Annotated in this window: 20 protein-coding genes; 9 read left to right on the top strand and 11 right to left on the bottom strand. The window is 69.5% G+C overall.

Going from position 1 to position 19,661, the window contains the following annotated elements:
* Positions 1–112: 112 nt before the first annotated feature.
* Both AWB92_RS16875 and AWB92_RS16870 read left to right on the top strand, forming a co-directional pair.
* The gene (locus tag AWB92_RS16875) at positions 113–1,429 is read left to right on the top strand and encodes a DUF1800 domain-containing protein (RefSeq protein WP_085187748.1); all 1,317 of its coding nucleotides are present in this window, start codon (positions 113–115) and stop codon (positions 1,427–1,429) included.
* Between the two features lie 12 nt (positions 1,430–1,441).
* Positions 1,442–2,635 carry a DUF1501 domain-containing protein gene (locus AWB92_RS16870; RefSeq protein WP_085187507.1) on the top strand — a complete coding sequence of 398 codons (1,194 nt, stop codon included), beginning with the start codon at positions 1,442–1,444 and terminating at the stop codon, positions 2,633–2,635.
* On the opposite strand, the gene AWB92_RS16865 is transcribed toward AWB92_RS16870, so the two are convergent.
* From AWB92_RS16865 to fgd, 3 genes are read right to left on the bottom strand one after another with little or no spacing between them, the layout of a single operon-like run.
* A complete protein-coding gene (locus AWB92_RS16865) occupies positions 2,624–3,781 on the bottom strand; it encodes an acetate kinase (RefSeq protein ID WP_085187504.1) in 1,158 nt (385 codons plus the stop codon). The two genes, AWB92_RS16870 and AWB92_RS16865, sit on opposite strands and share 12 nt — an antisense overlap.
* Positions 3,774–5,858: a phosphate acetyltransferase gene (gene pta / locus AWB92_RS16860; protein ID WP_085187501.1), complete on the bottom strand. Its 2,085-nt coding sequence runs from the start codon at positions 5,856–5,858 to the stop codon at positions 3,774–3,776. Before pta ends, AWB92_RS16865 begins: the two co-directional genes overlap by 8 nt.
* Positions 5,851–6,861 (bottom strand): glucose-6-phosphate dehydrogenase (coenzyme-F420), encoded by a 1,011-nt coding sequence (fgd, locus tag AWB92_RS16855; protein ID WP_085187498.1) that lies wholly within the window; start codon positions 6,859–6,861, stop codon positions 5,851–5,853. The genes pta and fgd overlap by 8 nt, the downstream gene beginning before the upstream one ends.
* A gap of 41 nt (positions 6,862–6,902) precedes the next feature.
* Here fgd and AWB92_RS16850 point away from each other — a divergent pair, with 41 nt between their 5' ends.
* Genes AWB92_RS16850 through AWB92_RS16840 form a run of 3 tightly spaced genes read left to right on the top strand, consistent with a single transcriptional unit; the run spans position 6,903 to position 8,550 of the window.
* Positions 6,903–7,640 carry an MBL fold metallo-hydrolase gene (locus tag AWB92_RS16850; protein WP_085187495.1) on the top strand — a complete coding sequence of 246 codons (738 nt, stop codon included), beginning with the start codon at positions 6,903–6,905 and terminating at the stop codon, positions 7,638–7,640.
* Positions 7,637–8,095 carry an SRPBCC domain-containing protein gene (locus tag AWB92_RS16845; protein ID WP_085187492.1) on the top strand — a complete coding sequence of 153 codons (459 nt, stop codon included), beginning with the start codon at positions 7,637–7,639 and terminating at the stop codon, positions 8,093–8,095. Before AWB92_RS16850 ends, AWB92_RS16845 begins: the two co-directional genes overlap by 4 nt.
* A 29-nt stretch (positions 8,096–8,124) precedes the next feature.
* Positions 8,125–8,550, top strand: coding sequence for a nuclear transport factor 2 family protein (locus AWB92_RS16840; protein ID WP_085187489.1), 426 nt, complete (start codon positions 8,125–8,127; stop codon positions 8,548–8,550).
* A 2-nt stretch (positions 8,551–8,552) separates the two neighbouring features.
* Here AWB92_RS16840 and AWB92_RS16835 read toward each other — a convergent pair whose 3' ends face one another.
* From AWB92_RS16835 to AWB92_RS16805, 7 genes are all read right to left on the bottom strand, one after another.
* Positions 8,553–9,887 (bottom strand): NtaA/DmoA family FMN-dependent monooxygenase, encoded by a 1,335-nt coding sequence (locus AWB92_RS16835; protein ID WP_085187486.1) that lies wholly within the window; start codon positions 9,885–9,887, stop codon positions 8,553–8,555.
* A complete protein-coding gene (locus tag AWB92_RS16830) occupies positions 9,884–11,005 on the bottom strand; it encodes an LLM class flavin-dependent oxidoreductase (RefSeq protein ID WP_085187483.1) in 1,122 nt (373 codons plus the stop codon). The genes AWB92_RS16835 and AWB92_RS16830 overlap by 4 nt, the downstream gene beginning before the upstream one ends.
* Positions 11,002–12,099 carry an LLM class flavin-dependent oxidoreductase gene (locus AWB92_RS16825; protein WP_085187480.1) on the bottom strand — a complete coding sequence of 366 codons (1,098 nt, stop codon included), beginning with the start codon at positions 12,097–12,099 and terminating at the stop codon, positions 11,002–11,004. The genes AWB92_RS16830 and AWB92_RS16825 overlap by 4 nt, the downstream gene beginning before the upstream one ends.
* Positions 12,096–12,587: a GNAT family N-acetyltransferase gene (locus AWB92_RS16820; RefSeq protein ID WP_085187476.1), complete on the bottom strand. Its 492-nt coding sequence runs from the start codon at positions 12,585–12,587 to the stop codon at positions 12,096–12,098. Before AWB92_RS16820 ends, AWB92_RS16825 begins: the two co-directional genes overlap by 4 nt.
* A 61-nt stretch (positions 12,588–12,648) precedes the next feature.
* A complete protein-coding gene (locus tag AWB92_RS16815) occupies positions 12,649–13,239 on the bottom strand; it encodes a fasciclin domain-containing protein (protein WP_085187473.1) in 591 nt (196 codons plus the stop codon).
* Positions 13,240–13,384: 145 nt separating this feature from the next.
* On the bottom strand, positions 13,385–14,281 hold the full coding sequence (locus AWB92_RS16810) for an SAM-dependent methyltransferase (RefSeq protein ID WP_085187470.1): 897 nt from the start codon (positions 14,279–14,281) through the stop codon (positions 13,385–13,387).
* Positions 14,282–14,288: 7 nt separating this feature from the next.
* A complete protein-coding gene (locus AWB92_RS16805; protein WP_085187467.1) occupies positions 14,289–14,660 on the bottom strand; it encodes a DUF3054 domain-containing protein in 372 nt (123 codons plus the stop codon).
* A 32-nt stretch (positions 14,661–14,692) separates the two neighbouring features.
* Here AWB92_RS16805 and AWB92_RS16800 point away from each other — a divergent pair, with 32 nt between their 5' ends.
* The 4 genes from AWB92_RS16800 (at position 14,693) to AWB92_RS16785 (ending at position 18,441) form a co-directional block, all read left to right on the top strand.
* Positions 14,693–15,889: an acyl-CoA dehydrogenase gene (locus tag AWB92_RS16800; RefSeq protein WP_085187464.1), complete on the top strand. Its 1,197-nt coding sequence runs from the start codon at positions 14,693–14,695 to the stop codon at positions 15,887–15,889.
* A gap of 13 nt (positions 15,890–15,902) precedes the next feature.
* On the top strand, positions 15,903–16,517 hold the full coding sequence (locus tag AWB92_RS16795; protein ID WP_085187461.1) for a hypothetical protein: 615 nt from the start codon (positions 15,903–15,905) through the stop codon (positions 16,515–16,517).
* A 73-nt stretch (positions 16,518–16,590) separates the two neighbouring features.
* Entirely contained in the window at positions 16,591–17,019 is a 429-nt protein-coding gene (locus AWB92_RS16790; RefSeq protein WP_085187458.1) for a hypothetical protein, read from the top strand.
* 42 nt (positions 17,020–17,061) lie between these two features.
* Complete coding sequence (locus AWB92_RS16785; protein ID WP_085187455.1) at positions 17,062–18,441, top strand: NAD(P)/FAD-dependent oxidoreductase; 1,380 nt, start codon at positions 17,062–17,064, stop codon at positions 18,439–18,441.
* Here AWB92_RS16785 and AWB92_RS16780 read toward each other — a convergent pair.
* Positions 18,438–19,658, bottom strand: coding sequence for an O-succinylhomoserine sulfhydrylase (locus AWB92_RS16780; RefSeq protein WP_085187452.1), 1,221 nt, complete (start codon positions 19,656–19,658; stop codon positions 18,438–18,440). The genes AWB92_RS16785 and AWB92_RS16780 overlap by 4 nt on opposite strands.
* Between the last annotated feature and the right edge of the window lie 3 nt (positions 19,659–19,661).

Below are 19,661 nucleotides of genomic sequence, written 5' to 3'. Positions count from 1 at the left end.
TTTCGTGTGCGTACACGGCGGGAAAATCGCCCGAATCCCGCCGTCAGCTCAGACGCAAGGCCACAGGCAGACACACAGCGCAGACATAGGTTCGTATCGCACAGTTATGGACATGCCGGGGCAGTCCACGCGGTGGATCACCACGGCCCGCGCGCTGCGTCGGGCCGGGTTCGGGGTGACCGGGCCCGAGGTCGACGCGGTGGCCACCCGCGACTGGCCGGAATACGTCGACGCCATCCTGGCCACCGACCCCAACGCGGACGCCGGCGCCGTGGCCACCCCGATGCCCAGCCTGGAGGCGCCGCGCGCGCCCGGCAAGGGCGCGCCGCAGGCGGCCCGCAAGCAGTACAACGCCGCATTGTCCGAGCAGCAGCGCGTGTTGTCGGATTGGTGGCTGAGCCGCATGGTCGCCGTCGGACAGCCGGTCCACGAGAAGCTAACCCTGTTGTGGCACAACCACTTCGCCACCTCCGCGCAGAAGGTCCGGGTGGCCGCGTACATGGGCGCGCAAAACCAGAAGCTGCGCGCCGGGGCGCTCGGCGATTTCCGCAAGCTGGCCTACGCGATGCTGACCGACGCGGCGATGCTGCGCTGGCTCGACGGGCAGACCAACACGGCCAAGGCCCCCAACGAAAACCTGGCCCGCGAGTTCATGGAGCTGTTCGCGCTGGGCCACGGCAACGGCTACACCGAGGACGACGTGCGGGCCGGCGCGCGCGCGCTGACCGGATGGGTGATCGGCGCCGACGGCCAAACCGCGGTGCTCCCCAAACGCCACGACCCGACGGCCAAGACGCTGTTCGGGTCCACCCGCGACTTCGACGCCGCGGCGTTCTGCGACGCCGTGCTGGCACAGCCCAAATCGGCCGAATACGTCGCGGGGCGCCTGTGGCAGCAGCTGGCCTCCGACGACCCGCCGTCACCGCAGGCGCTCGACCGCCTGATCGCCGCGTACGGCCCGGGACGCGACCTGCGGGCGCTGACCCGGGCGATCCTGACCGACGGCGAGTTCACCGGCGCGCGGTCCACGCGAGTCAACGCCCCGGTCGAATGGCTCGTCGGCGTGCTGCGGACACTGCGCGTGCCCGTCGACAACCCCACGCAGCGCAAGCTCGCCGACGCGACCCTGCGGGCGCTGGGGCAGCGCCCGTTCTACCCGCCGAACGTCGGCGGCTGGCCCCGCGGCCAGGTGTGGCTGTCCACCGCCAGCGCGGGGGCGCGCCTGCGGGCCGCGACGCAGTTGGCGCACGCGGGCGACCTCTCGAGCGTCGAAGACGCCGCCCCCCGCGACCGCATCGACGCGGTCGGTTACCTGATCGGCGTCGGCGACTGGTCGGACCGGACCGCCGACGCGCTGGCGCCGCTGGTGCGCACGCCGCCGCAGTTGGTCGCCGCCGCGGTCAACACACCCGAATACCTGACGTCCTGAGTGAGACCGCGCATGCCCGAGATCAATCGCCGCAAATTCCTGATCGCCAGCGCGGGCGTCGGCGCGGCCGGCCTGCTCTCGACGGCGGTGGCCGTCGAATGGCCCGACCTGATGCGGGCGGCCCACGACCGGCCCCTGCCCGAGGGCGCCGGCGTGCTGGTAGTCATTACGCTGTACGGCGGCAACGACGGCATCAACACGCTGATCCCGTACGGCGACAACGCATATCACGACGCGCGCCCGGAGCTCGCCTACGCCCCGGGCGACGTGATCCACCTCGACGAGCGGCTCGGGCTCAACCCGGCGATGAAGGGGCTGGCCCAACTGTGGGACCAACGCCGGCTCGCCATCGTGCGCGGCGTCGGCTACTCCAAGCCCGACCACAGCCACTTCCGGTCGATGGACATCTGGCAGACGGCGTCGCCAACCGAACCGGTCTCGACCGGCTGGATCGGCCGCTGGCTCGACGCCACCGGCGACGACCCGCTGCGCGCGGTCAACGTCGGTCCCGTGCTGCCGCCGCTGGCGGTCGGCGAAAAGTGCACGGCGGCAGCGCTTTCGCCGGGCGGGGCGGCCGGCAAGGCCCAGCAATTCGACGGCATCATGGCCGCGCTGGGCGCCGACGACCCCGATGACACCCCGGCGATGGCCGCCGTGCGCAAGGCGTACCGCGCCGCGCGGACCGCCAACAGCGCGTTCGAATCGGTCAAACCCGCTGCCAAGGGCCGCAATTCGCTCGCCGCGCAGCTGGACGTGGTCGCCGGCGCGGTGAAGGCCCGCGTCCCGACGCGGGTCTACACGGTGCAACTCGGCGGCTTCGACACCCACGCCGACGAGCGCGAAACCCAGCAGCGCCTCTTGCAGAGCTTCGACGAGGCGGTCGCGCCATTCCTGCAGCAGGTGGGCGATCCGAACGTGGTCGTGATGGCGTACTCGGAGTTCGGCCGCCGCGTCCACGCCAACGCCTCGCAGGGCACCGACCACGGCACCGCCGGTCCGGTCTTCGTCGCGGGGGCGCGCGGCGGACCCGTTAAAGGCGGGTTCTACGGCGAGGAACCCAGCCTCACCGACCTCGACAACGGGGACCTAAAGTACACCACGGACTTTCGCGACGTCTACCACGAACTGCTGGACCGAACCGTCGGGACCGATCCCACACCCTCGGTCGGGGCCGGACGAAAGAGCCTGGGGTTCCTAACCGCTTAGCGCGCGCACGCAGTCGCGGGCGATGGCCAGTTCTTCGTTGGTCGGTATCACCAGCACGGCGATCGGCGACGATTCCTTAGAGATCTGCCGCGCGCCCCGGCCCCCGCTGAGGTTGCGGCGCTCGTCCAGCACCACGCCCAGCTCTTCCAGGCCCGCCACGGCATCGCGACGCACCGCCGGGTCGTTTTCGCCGATCCCGGCGGTGAAGCTAATGACGTCGGTGTGCCCCAGCACCGCCAGGTAGGCACCGATGTACTTGCGCAACCGGTGAATGAACACGCTGTAGGCCAATTGCGCTGCGCCGTCGCCGGATTCGATCATGGATCGCAGACGCCGGAAGTCCCGCTCGCCGGCCAGCCCGAGAACCCCGGACCGCTCGTTGAGCATGGCCTCGACCTCGTCGACGCCCATCTGGGCCCGGTGCCACAGGTAGCTGACGATACTGGGGTCGATGTCGCCGCTGCGGGTGCCCATCACCAGGCCCTCCAGCGGTGTCAGGCCCATCGAGGTGTCGATCGGCCGGGTGCCGGCGATGGCCGACGCCGAGGAACCGTTACCCAGATGCAGCACAATCTGTTTCAGGCGCCCGAGCGGCCGGTCCAGGAAGGCCGCGGCCTGTTCGCTGACGTAGCGATGCGACGTGCCGTGGAACCCGTAGCGGCGGATCTGCCAACGCTCGGCCACGTCGCGGTCGATGGCGTAGGTCGCCGCGGCCGGAGGCATGTCGTGGAAGAACGCCGTGTCGAACACCGCCACGTGGGGAAAGTCGGGCAGTAGCTTGCGCGCCACCTCGATTCCCTTGAGCGCGGGCGGATTGTGCAGCGGGGCCAGTTCGGACAGCTTGCCCAGCGCGGCGATCCGCGCGTCGTCCATCAGCGTCGGCCGGTAGAACTCGTTGCCACCGTGCACCACCCGGTGCCCGACCGCCAGCAGCCCGCAGGTCCGCAGGTCGATGCCGTCCCCGGCCAGGGTGTCGAAGGCGCGATGCAGCGCGGCCTCGTGGTCGGGAACCCCGGAGCCGTCCTCGCCGATCCGCTCGATGTGGCCCGATGCCCGCGCCGTGCCCGAATCCGGTTCCACCAGTTGGTATTTCAGGGACGACGAGCCGGAGTTGATCACCAGCACGAGGCGGCCCGTGTCAGCCATGGACGGCCTGCGCCTGGATCGCGGTGATCGCCACGGTGTTCACGATGTCTTCTACCAGCGCGCCGCGGGACAGGTCGTTGACGGGCTTGCGCAGCCCCTGCAGCACCGGGCCGATCGCGATGGCCCCGGCGCTGCGCTGCACCGCCTTGTAGGTGTTGTTGCCGGTGTTGAGGTCCGGAAAGATCAGCACCGTGGCGTGACCGGCCACCGGCGAATCCCGCAGCTTGGTGGCCGCGACCGACGGCTCGATCGCGGCGTCGTACTGGATGGGCCCCTCGACCAGCAGCTTCGGATCCCGCTGGCGCACCAAATCCGTTGCCGTCCTGACCTTGTCAACGTCCGCGCCGCTGCCGGAGTCGCCGGTCGAGTACGACAGCATGGCCACCCTCGGCTCAATGCCGAACTGCGCGGCGGTGCGGGCCGAGCTGATCGCGATGTCGGCGAGCTGCTCGGAGGTCGGGTTCGGGATGATCGCGCAGTCGCCGTACACCAGGACACGGTCGGGCAGGCACATGAAGAAGACGCTGGAGACCGTGGAGACGTCCGGAACCGTCTTGATGATCTCGAACGCCGGCCGGACGGTGTGCGCGGTGGTGTGGGCGGCGCCCGACACCATGCCGTCGACGGCGCCGTTATGCACCAGCATGGTGCCGAAATACGTGGCGTCGCGCATGATCTCGCGGGCGTGCTCGGCGGTGATGCCCTTCGCCTTGCGCAGCTCCGCGTACTGGTCGGCGAACTGACCAAGCAGCTCGCTCGCCAGCGGGTCGATCACCTGCGCGCCGTCGAGGTTCACCCCGAGTTCGGCCGAGCGCAGCCGGATTTGGGCCTCGTCGCCCAGGATGGTCAGGTCGGCGACGCCGCGTTGCAGCAGGCGGCCGGCGGAGCGCAGGATGCGGTCGTCGTCGCCCTCGGGCAGCACGATGTGCCTGCGGTCCGCCCTGGCCCGCAGCCGCAATTGGTAGGTGAACATCTGCGGGGTGATCACGGTCGGCACCGAAATCGTCAGCTGGGTAAGCAGATCCGCGATGTCGACGTGGCGGTCCATCAACTCGAGCGCGGTGTCGATCTTGCGCTGCGACATCGCGGTGACCCGGCCACGGGCCGAGGCGGCCGCGCTGGCCGTGTCGTAGGTGCCCAGCGCGGTGGCGATGATGGGCAGCCGCAGCCGCAGGCCGGAGACCAGCGCCGCGATGGACGGGTGCAGCTCGAACCCGCCGTTGAGCACCAGGCACGACAGCGACGGAAACCCTTCCGCCGCATGGGCACTGGCCACGGCGAGCACCACGTCGGAGCGGTCGCCCGGGGTGATTACCGCCATGCCGTCGCGCAGCCTTTCCAGAACGTGGTCGGCGGTCATCCCGGCGACCAGCACGTCGGTGACCTCGCGCTCGCGTAGCGACGCCTCGCCACTGACCGGCGTCCCGCCCACCGCCCGCTCCAGCTCGGCCACCGTCGGCGCGCACAGCAGGGGCGCCTCGGGCAGCACGTAGCTGCGCTGGGTGAACGCGCACAACGCTTCCGCCACGTCCGCCAGGTCCGCCGGATCGCACCGGTTGGCCACCACCGCCGCGGTGTGGGCGTGCTGGGCGGCGAGCTCGGCGAGACAAACCTCGACGACGCCGGCGATCTCCGTCGGGGTCCGGCCCTTGCCGCTGACCGCCAGCAGCACCGGCGCCCCGAGGTTCGCCGCGATGCGCGCGTTGACGGAGAGCTCGGCGGGCCGCGTCACGTCGGTGTAGTCGCTCCCGACGATCACCACCACGTCGCAGGACTGGGCCATCGCGTGATAGGAGTCGACGATGCCGGCGATCGCGGCGTCGCTGTCGGCGTGCAGCTGCTGGTAGGTCACGCCGACGCACTGCTCGTAGGACAGGCCCGCGGTGGTGTGCTCGAGCAGCAGCTCGAGGATGTAGTCGCGGTCCTCGCCGAGGCGGGTGATGGGGCGGAACACGCCGACCCTGGCGACGGTCGCGGTCAGCCGGTGCAGCAGCCCCAGGGCGATCGTCGACTTGCCGGTCTCCGGCTCTGGCGCGGCGATGTAGATGGCCTTCGAAGAAGGCCCGGTTTCAGCCAAGTCGGCGCAGCCTGGGGGCCAGGTCCTTTTCGAAGAGGTCCAGGAACCGGCGCTGGTCGTGGCCCGGCGCGTGGAACACCAGATGGTTGAGGCCCCACGCCACGTATTGCCCGACCTTTTCGACCGCCTCGTCGGGGTCCGACGCCACGATCCAGCGCTTGGCGACCTGCTCGATCGGCAGCGCGTCGGCGGCCTTCTCCATCTCGATCGGGTCGTCGATGCTGTGCTTCTGCTCGGCCGTCAGCGACAGCGGCGCCCAGAACCGGGTGTTCTCCAGCGCCAGGTCGGGGTCCGGGTCGTAGGAGATCTTGATCTCGATCATCTTGTCGATGTCGTCGACGTTGCGGTCGGCGGCCGCGGCGCCCTCCTGCACGGCCGGGATCAGCTTGTCCTTGTACAGCTCCTCGCCCTTGCCGGAGGTGCAGATGAACCCGTCGCCGGCCCGTCCCGCGTACTTGGCCACCGCTGGTCCGCCGGCGGCGACGTAGATCGGGACGCCGCCCTCGGGCACGTCGTAGATCGAGGCGCCCTTGAGCCGGTAGTACTCGCCGTCGAAGTCGACGCGGTCGCCGCGCCACAGCTCCCGCATCAACCGCACCGACTCGCGCAGCCGCGCGAACCGCTCCTTGAACTCCGGCCAGTCGCCCTCGTATCCGGTGGCGATCTCGTTCAGCGCCTCGCCGGTGCCGACCCCGAGGAAGACGCGGTTGGGGTACAGGCAGGCCATGGTGGCGAAGGCCTGCGCGATGACGGCGGGGTTGTACCGGAACGTCGGGGTGAGCACCGAGGTGCCCAGGACGATCCGCTTGGTGCGTTCGCCGACGGCGGTCATCCAGGCCAGCGAGAACGGGGCGTGCCCGCCCTCGTGCCGCCACGGCTGGAAATGGTCACTGACGGTTGCACTGTCCATGCCGTGACCTTCGGCGGCGACAGCGAGTTCGACGAGCTCACGCGGTGCGAATTGTTCGGCGGACGCCTTGTATCCAAGTTTGAGTTCAGCCACGGGTTATTTCTACTCCTCCCCGGGCTCCTAGACTCGCCTGCATGGTGCAGCTCGTCCAAGTCACCGACACGGTGTACCTCGCCCAGGGCCCGGCGGTTAACTGGACGCTGGTGGTCGACGGGGCGGGCGTGATGTTGATCGACGCCGGCTACCCCGGGGACCGCGAGGACGTGCTGGCCTCGCTGCGCCAGCTGGGCTACGCGCCGGGCGACGTGCGCGCCATCTTGCTGACGCACGCCCACATCGACCACCTGGGCTCGGCGATCGGGTTCGCCGCCGAGCACGGCACCCCGGTGTACTGCCATGCCGACGAGGTGGGCCACGCCAAGCGGGAGTATTTGGAGCAGGTCTCGGTTTTCGAAGTGGCGCTTCGCATTTGGCGGCCGCGCTGGGCGGTGTGGGGTTTGCACGTGGTGCGCAGCGGGGGGCTGATCCGCGACGGCATCCCCTCGACGCGGCCGCTGACCGCCGAGGTGGCGGCCGGGCTGCCGGGCCACCCGACGGCCGTCCCCACGCCGGGGCACACCAGCGGGCACTGCTCGTATGTCGTCGACGGCGTGCTGGTGAGCGGCGACGCGCTGATCACCGGCCACCCGCTGCTGCGGCACCGCGGGCCGCAGCTGCTGCCGGCGGTGTTCAGCCACAGCCAGGCGAACTGCCTGCGCAGCCTGAACGCGCTGGCCCTGTTGAACACCGAGGCGCTGCTGCCCGGTCACGGCGACGTGTGGCGCGGCCCGATCCGCGAGGCGACGGAAGCTGCGCTGAAGCGGGCGCAATGACGCAGACCCGCGTCGTCCGGCGCATCCGCGCCTCGCCGGAGGCGGTGTACCGGGCGCTCGTCGACGCGGACGCCGTTGCGGCGTGGCGAGTCCCCGACGGCATGAGCGCCGTCGTGCACGAATTCGACGCCCGCGTAGGGGGCCGGTTCCGGATGTCGCTGACGTACGAATCGCCCGACCGGCGGGGCAAGACCGCCGCGGCCACCGACACCTACCACGGTCGGTTCGTCGAGCTGGTGCCCGACGAGCGGGTGGTCGAGGAGCTTGAGTTCGAGACGGCCGATCCGGCCCTGGGCGGGCTGATGCGGATCACCACGACCCTGGCCGAGGCCGACGGCGGCACCGACGTGGCGATGCTGCATCAGGGCCTCCCGGCCGGAGTTGCCCCGCAGGACAACGAGCTGGGCACCCGGATCGCGCTGGACAAGCTCGCCGCGCTGGTCGAGCCGCAATGACTTGCGGGCCGATCGGGTATCCGAGGGACATGGCAGACAACGAAAGTTTCCCGCAAGCGGCCGAACGCATTTACCACGAGTGGGACAAGGCGCTCAGCGAGGACGACGTCGACGCGCTGCTGGCGCTCTACGCCCCCGATGCCGTTTTGGAGAGTCCCGCGGTGCCGCTGACCTTGGGCACCGAAACCGGAATAGTCCGCGGGCACAGCGAGTTGCGGCCGCTGCTCGAGCGCGTCGCCGCCCGTAAGCCACCGTTGCGCACCTACTACCGCAGCGGCTATCTCACCGACGGTGCGCGAACGATGATCTTCGAATACCCGCGGGAAACGCCCGACGGGGAGCAAATGGATTTCGTCGAGGTCATGGAGATCGCCGACGGGCTCATCCAGCGCCATTGCGTCTATTGGGGCTGGCGCGGCGTGAAGGTCATCCAGGACGACGCCTACCACAAGTAGCGCTACAGCCCCAGGTGCTCTCGCAGCGTCTCGCCGGAGTACTCGGTGCGGAACGCGCCGCGCTCCTGCAGCACCGGCACCACCCGGTCGACGAACTCGTCGAGGCCGTGCGGCGTCAGGTGCGGCACCAGGATGAAACCGTCACACGCGTCGGCCTGGATGTAGGTGTCGATCTCGTCGGCGATTCGCGTTGGCGTGCCGACGAACTGCTGGCGGCTGGTGACCGCGATGACCAGCTCGCGGATCGAGAGGTTCTCGGCTAAAGCGCGTTCGCGCCAACTGCGGGCGACGGCAACGGGGTCGCCGTGCCGCACCCGGCCCTGGGTGATGGCACTGTCGACCACGGGGTCGAAGTCCGGCAGCGGGCCGTCCGGGTCGTGGTCGGATAGCTCGCGGCCCCACACCTGCTCGAGCATCGCGATCGCCGTCGCGCCGCTGACCTGTTGGTAGCGGATGTGCCGCGCCCGGTCCTGCGCCTCGGCATCGGTGTCGCCGATGACGAACGTCGCCGCGGGAAAGACCTTGAGCCGGTTGGGATCCCGGCCGAACGACGCGGCGCGGCCCTTGACGTCGGCGTAGTAGCGCTGCCCGTCCTGAAGCGACGAGTGCAGCGTGAACAGGGCGTCGGCGTTGCGGGCGCCGAACGCGCGGCCGTCGGCGGAGTCGCCGGCCTGCAGCAATATCGGATGACCCTGCGGCCCCGCCGGCAGCGTGGCGAACCCGCGCACGTCGAACTGGGGGCCGCGGTGTTCGACGCTTCGGATCCGGTCGGGATCGGCATAGGCCCCCGCCCCGACGTCGGCCAGCACGGCGTCGGCCTGCCAGCTGTCCCAGAACTGGCGGGCCACGGCGAGGAACTCCTCGGCCCGCGAGTACCGATCGGCATGGTCCAGGAAACCGCCGCGGCGGAAGTTGGCGCCGGTGAAGGCGTCCGACGAGGTCACCATGTTCCAGCCGGCGCGGCCGCCGGAGAGGTGGTCGAGCGAGGCGAATTGCCTTGCCACCTCGAAGGGTTCGTTGAAGGTGGTGTTGATGGTTCCGGTCAGCCCGATCCGGTCGGTGACACCCGCGAGCGCGGCCAGCACGGTGAAGGTGTCCGGGCGGCCCACCACGTCCAGGTCGTAGATGCGGCCGCGGTGCTCCCGCAGCCGCAGCCCCTCGGCGAGGAAGAAGAAGTCGAAGAACCCGCGTTCGGCGGTGCGGGCCAGGTGCACGAAAGACTCGAACTCGATCTGGCTGCCCGAACTCGGGTCGGTCCACACCGTGGTGTTGTTGACGCCCGGGAAGTGGGCGGCCAGGTGAATCGGCTTGCGCTGCTTGCCCTTCCGCACGCTCATCCGCTGATCCCCCACCGCTTGGCGATCAGTTCGTGCGAGCGCAGCCGGTCGGAGTGCCGGTGGGTGACGGAGGTGACGACGAGTTCGTCGGCACCGGTGACGCGTTGCAGCGCGGACAGCCGCTCGGCGACCTCGTCCGGATCGCCGACGAACTGCGTTTCCAGCCGGTCTTTGACCACCGGCAGCTGCTCCTCGGTGAGCGGGGGGCAGTCGTCGGGATCGGGATAGGGTACGGCGCCCACCCCCGTCCGGATGGAATAGACCCAATGCCCGTAGCTGGACGCCAGATGCCTTGCGGTGGCGGTGTCGTCGGCCACCACGATGTCGGCGGAGACCACGACGTAGGGCCGCTCGAACGCGACCGACGGGACGAAGGCGGCCCGGTAGGCCTCGATCGCCTCCAGCGCCGTCGCCGGGGTGATGTGGTAGCTGGCGACGAACGGTAAACCCCGCGCACCGGCAAGCTTGGCGCTTTCACCCCGGGTGCTGCCGAAGATCCACGGGGTCAACCCGGATCGCTCTCCCGGAACCGCGTGCACGTCGAAACCCTCGACCTCGTAGGTGCCGTCCAGCATCGCGATGATGTCGGCGAGCTGCTCGGCGAAGCCGGGCGCCACCGCCCCGGGCTGTTGCAGGATTCCCATGGTCGCCTGCACCCGTTCCTTGTCGAGGAGCCCGCGGAGGTCGAACGGCAGCGGGACCACCACGCCGTCGACCTCGTGCCACTGCCGCGGCGGGCGGGACTTGGCCGACGGCGACTTCGGCTTGAACCCGGTGTCGCGTCGCTGTCCCCGTCCGACGCCCAGGTCGATGCGGCCCGGATAGAAGGCCTCGAGCATCCCGAAGCTCTCGACCACCGCGACCGGAGTGGTGTACCCGAGCTGAATGGCGGCCGATCCGACCCGAATGCTGTTGGTGGCGGCCGCGATCTGGCCGATCAGCACGGCCGTCGCTGAGCTGGCCACGCCCACGAAGTGGTGTTCGGCGAGCCAGTACCGGCGGTAGCCCCACCGCTCGGCGCGCTGGGCCAGGTCGATGGTGTTGCGCAGGGCGGTCGCGGCGTCGCTGCCCGCGCTGATCGGGGCCAGGTCCAGGATCGACAGGGGTACCGGGGTCATCGGTTTACCGCCGCATAGCGATTGGGCGCCACCGGCAGGCCGAGGCGAGCGCGCAGGGTCTCACCCTCGCGATAGCCGGTGCGGAAAAGCCCGGCCCGCTGCAGCAGCGGCACCACCTCGTCGACGATCACCGGCAGGTCGATCGCGTTGACCGCGGGGCGGAGGCGTGCGCCGTCGACGCCCAGCCGCTGCCAATCCAGCAGCAGCTCAACCAATTCCGTTGCGCCCCCGGTGAACACGAGCGCGTCGGAGCGGAAGTCGGCCGCGCGGTTGAACGAAACCACCACGTCGGCAAGGACTTTCAGGTGGGTGCCGCCCGCCGCGCGCACCTCCGCGATGATCCGTTGCACCGACTCGCCGTCGGTGGGGGTGACGAAGACGACGTCGGCGCCGGACGCGGCGAACTCGTAGGCGGGGCCGACATGCGCCAGCGCGGCCACCACGGGCTGGCCCTGAGGTGGGCGCGGCGTGATCGAAGGCCCCTTGACCGAGAAGTACTTTCCGGTGAAGTCGATGTAGTGCAGCTTATCCACGTCGACGTAGCGCCCGGTGCTCACGTCGCGGATGATTGCGTCGTCCTCCCAGCTGTCCCATAACCGGCGGACCACGTCGACGTACTCGACGGCCTCCTCGAAGAGGGGGAACTCGGACACGTCACGGCGGCCGAATAGCGCCGCCTCGTGCGCGGTGGCGCTCACCCGCGGCTGCCAGCCGGCCCGCCCGTGCGACACAAAGTCAAGCGTGGCAACGGATTTGGAGACATGAAAAGGCTCGGTATGGGTGACCGTGGCCACGGGGACCAGCCCGATGTGTCGCGTGGCGGGGGCGATGCGGGCCGCGACCAGGACGGCGTCGGCGCGGCCGGTGAGCCGGTCCGGATGGATCCGGGAGCTTCGCCCGACCTGGGGCATCAAGCTGTCGTCGATGGTGAGGAAGTCCAGCAGCCCGCGCTCCGCCGTGGCCGCCAAGTCGGCCCAGTAAGGACCGCCGAGCACCGACGGCGTCTCCGGGTCGGCGGCGAGGGTGACCTGCCACGCGTGCGGGTCCCAGCCGTATCCGTCGAGCGCGACGCCCAGGTGAAATTGACCCGTCATGGCAGCCGCTTCTCGAAGGCGATCGGCCGGAACGGTCCCCAGTCGGGCAGCGGCTCGGCGGGGGCGATGCGGGTGTACCCCGTCGCGTCGTACAGCGCCTCGGCCTCGGGCTGGCGATTGCCGGTGATCAAATACAGCCGCCGGTAACCCCGCGCGGCGGTCTCCGCCTCCAGCGCCGCCAGCAGCGCCCGCGCATACCCGCGGCGCCGATGGGCGCTGTCGGTCCAGATCCGCTTGAGCTCGGCGGTGTCGGCGTCGAAGCGCCGGAACGCCCCGCCGGTGACCGCCACGCCACCCACGACACCGATGAGCAAGCCGCCGTCGGGCGGCGCCAGCTCACCCGCCGGCACCGGCAGCCACGCCAGGTGCCTGTCCGGCGTACCTCCGTAGCGCTCCGCGTACTCGACGGCCAGCTCGGCCAGCAGCGGCCGCGCCAAGGGGTCGTCGTGGGTGGCCGCGACGAACTCGAGCCGGGTAGTGGGCGTCACGTATTCATCTAACGTTTCCGACGCGCGCCCATTCCACCCAGCGGGGGGTCTGCCCTATTGCCTATTGGCCGGGGGGCATCAGCACCGTGTCGATCATGTAGACCGTCGCGTTGGACGTGTGCACCCCACCGCAGACCAGGCCCGCGTTGTTCACCCTCAGGTCGTTGCCTTGACCGGCCACGGTGAGGGGCGCGCCCTGCACCGTCGGGTGGACGCCGCCGATCACCGCCGGGCTGAGCTGCCCCTGGACGACGTGATACGTCAGGATGCTGGTCAGCAGCTGCGAGTCCGTCTTCAGCTTGTCGACGCTCCCCGCCGGCAGCTTGTCGAACGCGGCGTTGGTGGGCGCGAACACCGTGTACTGGCCGTTGTTGAGGGTCGAGACCAGGTTCACGTTCGGATTCAGCTTCCCCGACAGCGCCGCGGCCAGGGTCGTCAACATCGGGTTGTTCGACGTCGCCGTCGCCACCGGGTCGCGCGACATTCCCATCACGGACCCCGGACCGCTCGGATTCTGCTTGGCATAGTCCGCGCAACCCGTCCCGATCAGGTCACTCGGGTTGTCAGCTGTGGCCGTAACCGTCGGCCCCGCGGCGACGGCGATGGCCGCAAGACCCGCCGCGGCAAGCGTTTTCGCGCTGGTGCTCATCATTGCGTTTCGACTCCTTCGTCTTCGGACGCCCATGGGCGCCGTCTTCGGCTTGAACACAAGTCATTCGGAGCGACGGCAGGCGCGGATGGAACTTCAGCAAGTGAACCTTTAATCCACTTAACGAGCTGGCCGGTCGCCGGAATAGCTAAACGCGCGATGCCGTGACATACCCGGGGAGCAGTTCCACGTGCTCCGGGCGGCCGCGCCACAATTCGGCCAACCCCAGGCCGGCGAACAACTCGACCACATTCCGCTTGGCCGTCTTCCAGCCGTGCGCCGCCAGATATTCGGGGACAAAGCGGTATTCGCCCGGGTAGGTCAGGCTGGCCAGGTCGATGTCCAGGCCGCGCCGTCGCCAGCCGTCCACGAAGGCCTGCCGCGCCGCCTGCCGTTCCGGTGTCCAGCTCGCCATGTGATCGGCGGAGAAGCGGCTGCCGGGCGCGCTCGCCTCGGTGACGACCTGCAGCAACCGGTGCTGGGTGTCCGGCGGCAGGTAGCCGACGAGTAGTTGCTCGGCGATCCAGACCGTGGGCGTCGCGGCGTCGAAACCGGCCCGGCGCAGCGCCGCCAGCCAATCATGGCGAAGGTCGACGCCGATCTCGCGGCGGTGCGCGCCCGGCCGCGCGTCCAGCCCCCGCAGCACCCCGGCCTTGAAATCGAGGACGTCCGGGCGATCGATCTCGTACACCGTCGTGCCCGGCGGCCACCACAGTCGGTACGGCCGGGTGTCCAGGCCCGATCCCAGGATCACCACCTGGCGAATGCCGGAGCGGCCGGCATCGGCGAGAAACTCGTCGAGGAACCGTCCGTACGCGGCCTGGACGTGGATGAGCCCCGTCGTGATGGGGTGACCGCCGTCGTCGGTGGCGTATCGCTCGTCGTCGATGACCTGGGTGAAGTACGGCACGCCGGTGGCGCGCACCAGCGGCTCGGCGAACGGGTCCTCGAGGAGGCCCTTGTTCGTGGCCACGGCCCTAACGACGGCGTCGAACGTGGTGGTCAGGCCGTCGCCGGCGGCCGGGTTCCAGCTGGCGGGTGCCATGATCCGCTCAGGCGTTGGAGCGGCGCCGCAGGGCCGCGCCCACGGCGGCCCGCCAGCCGAGCAACAGGACCGCGGTTACCGACGCGGCGACCACTACGAAGCTCGCCGCCACGCCCGCCGAGCTGGCTTTGCGCAGCAGCATGCCGATCGCGACGGTGCACAGCCAGACGATCACGCCGGTGGGGGCGACGGCGGTCGGCCGCCGCCAACCGCGGGAGAGCAGCCACCCGACGACGGTTCCCGCCAGAAACGGCCAGGCCGTGGTCGCGAGGCCGCCCAGGGTGAGCCCTTCGGCGTGGCTGCGGCGTCCGGCGGCGCAGAACACGAGCACGGCGACGACATCGACGAACAGGTAGGCCATCCACCGGAGCCTCCGCATGCCGCGAGACTACCGGGTGGCAGGCTGGTCCCATGAGCACTGACGCACCTCCGGCGTTCGACCGGGACGACCCGCTGGGCCTGGACGCCTCCCTGTCCGAGGACGAGCTCGCCGTGCGCGACACGGTGCGCAAGTTCTGCGCCGAGCACGTCCTCCCCTATATCGCCGAGTGGTTCGAGATCGGCGATCTTCCGGTCCGCCAGCTGGCCAAGCAGTTCGGCCAGCTCGGGCTGCTCGGCATGCATCTGCACGGCTACGGCTGTGGCGGCGCCTCGGCCGTGCACTACGGCCTGGCCTGTACCGAGCTGGAGGCCGCCGACTCCGGCATCCGGTCGATGGTCTCCGTGCAGGGGTCGCTGGCGATGTTCGCGATCTGGAAGTTCGGGTCGGAGGAGCAGAAGCAGCAGTGGCTGCCCGGCATGGCCGCCGGCGAACTGCTGGGCTGCTTCGGGCTGACCGAACCCGATGTCGGCAGCGATCCGGCGGCGATGAAAACCCGTGCGCGCCAAGATGGTTCGGACTGGGTGCTGAACGGGCGAAAGTTGTGGATCACCAACGGCTCGGTCGCCGACGTGGCGATCGTGTGGGCCGGCACGGACGAGGGCGAATCCCGTGGGATTCGGGGATTTCTAGTGCCGACCAAGACGCCGGGCTTCGCCGCCAACACCATCCACCACAAGCTGTCCCTGCGCGCGTCGATCACCAGCGAGCTGGTGCTCGACGACGTGCGGCTGCCCGCCGACGCGCTGCTGCCCGCGGCGACGGGGTTGCGCGGCCCGCTGTCGTGCCTGTCGGAGGCGCGCTACGGAATCATCTGGGGATCGATGGGCGCGGCGCGGTCGGCCTGGCAGGCCGCGCTCGACTACGCCACGCAGCGCACCCAGTTCGGGCGCCCGATCGCCGGATTCCAGCTGACGCAGGCCAAACTCGTCGACATGGCGGTCGAACTGCACAAGGGGCAGCTGCTGTCGCTGCACCTCGGCCGCCTCAAGGACAGCGTCGGGCTGCGCCCCGAACAGGTCAGCTTCGGCAAGCTCAACAACACCCGCGAGGCGATCAAGATCTGCCGCACCGCCCGAACCATATTGGGCGGCAACGGGATATCGCTGGAATATCCCGTCATCCGGCACATGGTCAACCTGGAATCGGTGCTGACCTACGAGGGCACACCCGAGATGCACCAGCTCGTCCTCGGCCAAGCGTTCACCGGCAGCGACGCGTTCCGCTGAGAGGAGTCCCGCTATGAGATCTGCCCTGTACCGGTTCGGCGTTCTGTTCGCCGCCTGCGGACTGGCCCTGTCCGCTCCCGTCGCAACCGCCGATCCCGTCACGCTGCCCGCGCTGACGACCGGCGGCGGCGGACCGATCATCGGCGGGGGCAACAACACCGGGATCGCGCAGCAGCTGACCGGCCTCGGCAACCCGAATGTCCAGGAGGTCGACGGCTCGGACGCGGCCCAATTCATCACGGCTTCGGCCGGGGTCAGCAATCCGCAGCTTGCCGCCCCCTTCGGGCTGCTCAAGCGGGCGCTGGCCTGCCAGACCAACAACGCGGGATTCGGGGCGCGCGCCTACCGGCGCAATGACGGGCTGTGGGGCGGCGCGATGCTCGTCGCCGCGAAGAGCGCCACCCCCAACGTCGACGCCCTGAACGCCTGCGCCAAGACCAATTGGCGCAAGCCCACCACGGGTTCGGACACCGCGGCGTGCAACAGCGGCTGGACGACGCCCAATTCCTTCGACAGCCGCCGCAGCAATGCGGAGGCCTATTACATCTTCCTGGCCGGCACCAACGACGACTTCTGCAACCAACTCAACGGGAAGTACAAGACCAACGCCGCGGCGTGGCCGTTCTAGGTGGGACCATTTCCTGATGGACGGGTTGCGGGGTCGTCCTGGTAGGCCATCGCGCATAGGGGCGTGGGTCACCGTGGTGCTCGGCGGCATTTGTGTGTTCGCGGGGCTGGCCTTCGGTATCGAGTTAGGTGTGATGCACGCCGTTGCCTATCGGCTCGGCACACCTACGACGGTGACGATCGATCATTGTGAGGCGCACACCTCGCTGCACGGGGACCACGAAAGGTGCTACGGCAGGTCGGGCGTCGGCGGAAAGTCGAACACGGTCCCGATCGTCGGAGACTACGACCGACGTCATGGAGTCGGATCACAGATGGATGTTCATCTTTTTCGCAGTCGCGGCGGCACCGACGTGGCCTATACGGCGAGCGAAGCGAGGCCGAACTATCTGTGGACGTCCGGTGGCGTCCTCGCGATCGGTGCGGGCTCGGTTCTGATGTGGTCTGCTCGGCGCAAGATCAAGACTGGAAGCTGGCCGTGGTCGGGCCCGCCGACCACATAGGCTGGTGACGGGCCGCGGGGACCACGACACGAAGGGGTAGGCATGTCGCGCCATCACGTCGTCATCATCGGGAGCGGATTCGGGGGGTTGAACGCGGCGCGGTCGCTCAAGCGGGCCGATGTCGACGTCACCCTGATCTCGATGACCACCACTCACCTTTTCCAGCCGCTGCTCTACCAGGTGGCCACCGGGATCCTGTCCGAAGGCGACATCGCGCCCACCACCCGGCTGATCCTGCGCAAGCAGAAGAACGTCCGGGTGTTGTGGGGTGAGGTCGAGGCGATCGACCTGAAGGCGCAGACGGTCACGTCGCACCTGATGGGGATGGAGACCGTCACGCACTACGACAGCCTGATCGTGGCCGCCGGCGCGCAGCAGTCCTATTTCGGCAACGACGACTACGCCGCGTTCGCGCCCGGCATGAAGTCGATCGACGACGCCCTGGAGCTACGCAGCCGAATCCTCGGCGCCTTCGAGGCCGCCGAGGTCGCCACCGACCCGGCCGAGCGGCAACGCCGGCTGACGTTCGTGGTGGTCGGGGCGGGGCCGACGGGAGTCGAGCTGGCCGGCGAGATCGTCCAACTCGCCGAGCGCACGCTGGCCGGCGCCTTTCGGACCATCACGCCCAGCGATTGCCGGGTCATCCTGCTCGACGCGGCGCCCGCGGTGCTGCCGCCCATGGGTGAAAAGCTGGGCCTCAAGGCGCAGCGGCGGCTGGAGAAGATGGGCGTCGAGGTCCAGCTCAACGCCATGGTGACCGCGGTCGACTACATGGGCATCACGGTCAAGGACTCCGACGGCAGCGAGCGCCGCATCGAATGCGCGTGCAAGGTGTGGGCGGCCGGCGTGCAGGCCAGCCCGCTGGGCAAGATGATCGCCGAACAGTCCGACGGCACCGAAACCGACCGCGCCGGCCGGGTGATCGTCGAGCCCGACCTCACCGTCAAGGGCCACCCGTACGTGTTCGTGGTCGGCGACCTGATGTCGGTGCCCGGCGTACCGGGCATGGCCCAGGGCGCGATTCAGGGGGCGCACTACGCCACCGCGCTGATCAAGCAGGCCGTCAAGGGCCACGACGACCCGGCCAACCGCAAGCCGTTCAACTACTTCGACAAGGGCAGCATGGCGCTGATCTCTCGCTACAGCGCCGTCGCCAGGGTCGGCAAGCTGGCGTTCGGCGGCTTCATCGCCTGGCTGGCGTGGCTGCTGCTGCACCTGCTGTACCTGGTCGGGTTCCGCAACCGCATTGCCGCCATGTTTTCCTGGGGCATCTCCTTCCTGGGCCGCACGCGGGGCCAGATGGCCATCACCAGCCAGATGATGTACGCCCGGCCGGTGGTGGACTGGGTGGAGAAGCAGGCGCAGGAGGGAACGCTGGCCGCGGCCGAACGCATCGAGGCCGCCGAGAAGCAGGCCGGCTAGCTCAGGGCCTGATCGATATCGGCGATCAGGTCGTCGGTGCCTTCCAGCCCGACGGAGATGCGAACCACGTTGTCGCCCAGCCCGATCGCGGCGCGACCCTCCGGGCCCATGGCGCGGTGCGTCGTGGTCGCCGGGTGCGTGATAAGGGATTTCGCGTCGCCCAGGTTGTTGGAGATGTCGATCAGCCGCAGTTTGTCCAGCACCTCGAAAGCCCGCTGTTTGGCGGCACTTTCGGCGCAGTCGAGCGCGAAGGTGATCACCGTCCCGCCGCCGGTCATCTGGCGCTTGGCCAGGTCGTATTGCGGGTGCGACGTCAGGTAGGGGTAGCGCACCCAACTCACCGCGGGATGGGTCTCGAGGAACTCCGCGATGCGGTGCGCGGACGCGTTGCTGTGCTCGACCCGAACCGCCATGGTCTCAAGGCCTTTCAGCAACACCCAGGCGTTGAACGCGCTCATCGCCGGGCCGGTGTGCCGCATCAGCTTTTGCACCGGGCCGTCGATGTACTCCTTGTCGCCCAGGATGGCGCCGCCCAGCACCCGGCCCTGTCCGTCGATGTGCTTGGTACCGGAGTACACCACCACGTCCACCCCGAGCGGGAAACCCTGCTGCAGCAGCGGGGTGGCAAAGACGTTGTCCAGCACCACTTTCGCGCCCGCTGCGTGAGCGAGGTCGGTCACAGCGGCGATGTCGACCAGTGACTGCATCGGGTTGGACGGGGTCTCGAAGAACACCGCCTGAGTGGGCACCGACAGGGCCCGCTCCCACTGCGCGAGGTCGTCGCCGTCGACGAAGACGGTCTCGACCCCCCACCGCGGCAGGATCTCGTTGCACACCACGAAGCACGACCCGAACAGGCTGCGCGCCGCGACCAGCCGGTCACCGGCGGCCAGCAGCGCGCCCAGCGAGGTGAATACCGCGGCCATGCCGCTCGCGGTGGCGAACGCCGCGGGCGCCCCCTCGATCAGGCGCAACCTCTCCTCGAACATCGTGACGGTCGGGTTGCCGTAGCGGGAGTAGACGAAATGGTCCAGCTCGCCGGTGAACGACCGCTCGGCGACGGCCGCCGACTCGTAGACGTAGCCGGAGGTCAGGTACATCGCCTCGGCGGTCTCTTCGAAACCGGATCGGAGCAGACCGCCGCGCACGCCGATGGTGGCCTGGCTGACGCCGTCGGGCAGCGCCTTGGGCGTGCGGACCGATTGGTCGTCGGCCATCGC

This window comes from Mycobacterium sp. IEC1808 (assembly GCF_002101935.1).
In the GTDB taxonomy this organism is placed as follows: Bacteria; Actinomycetota; Actinomycetes; order Mycobacteriales; family Mycobacteriaceae; genus Mycobacterium.
The sequence above is the reverse complement of the archived record's forward strand: the minus strand, read 5'-3'. Positions and strand labels throughout refer to the sequence as shown.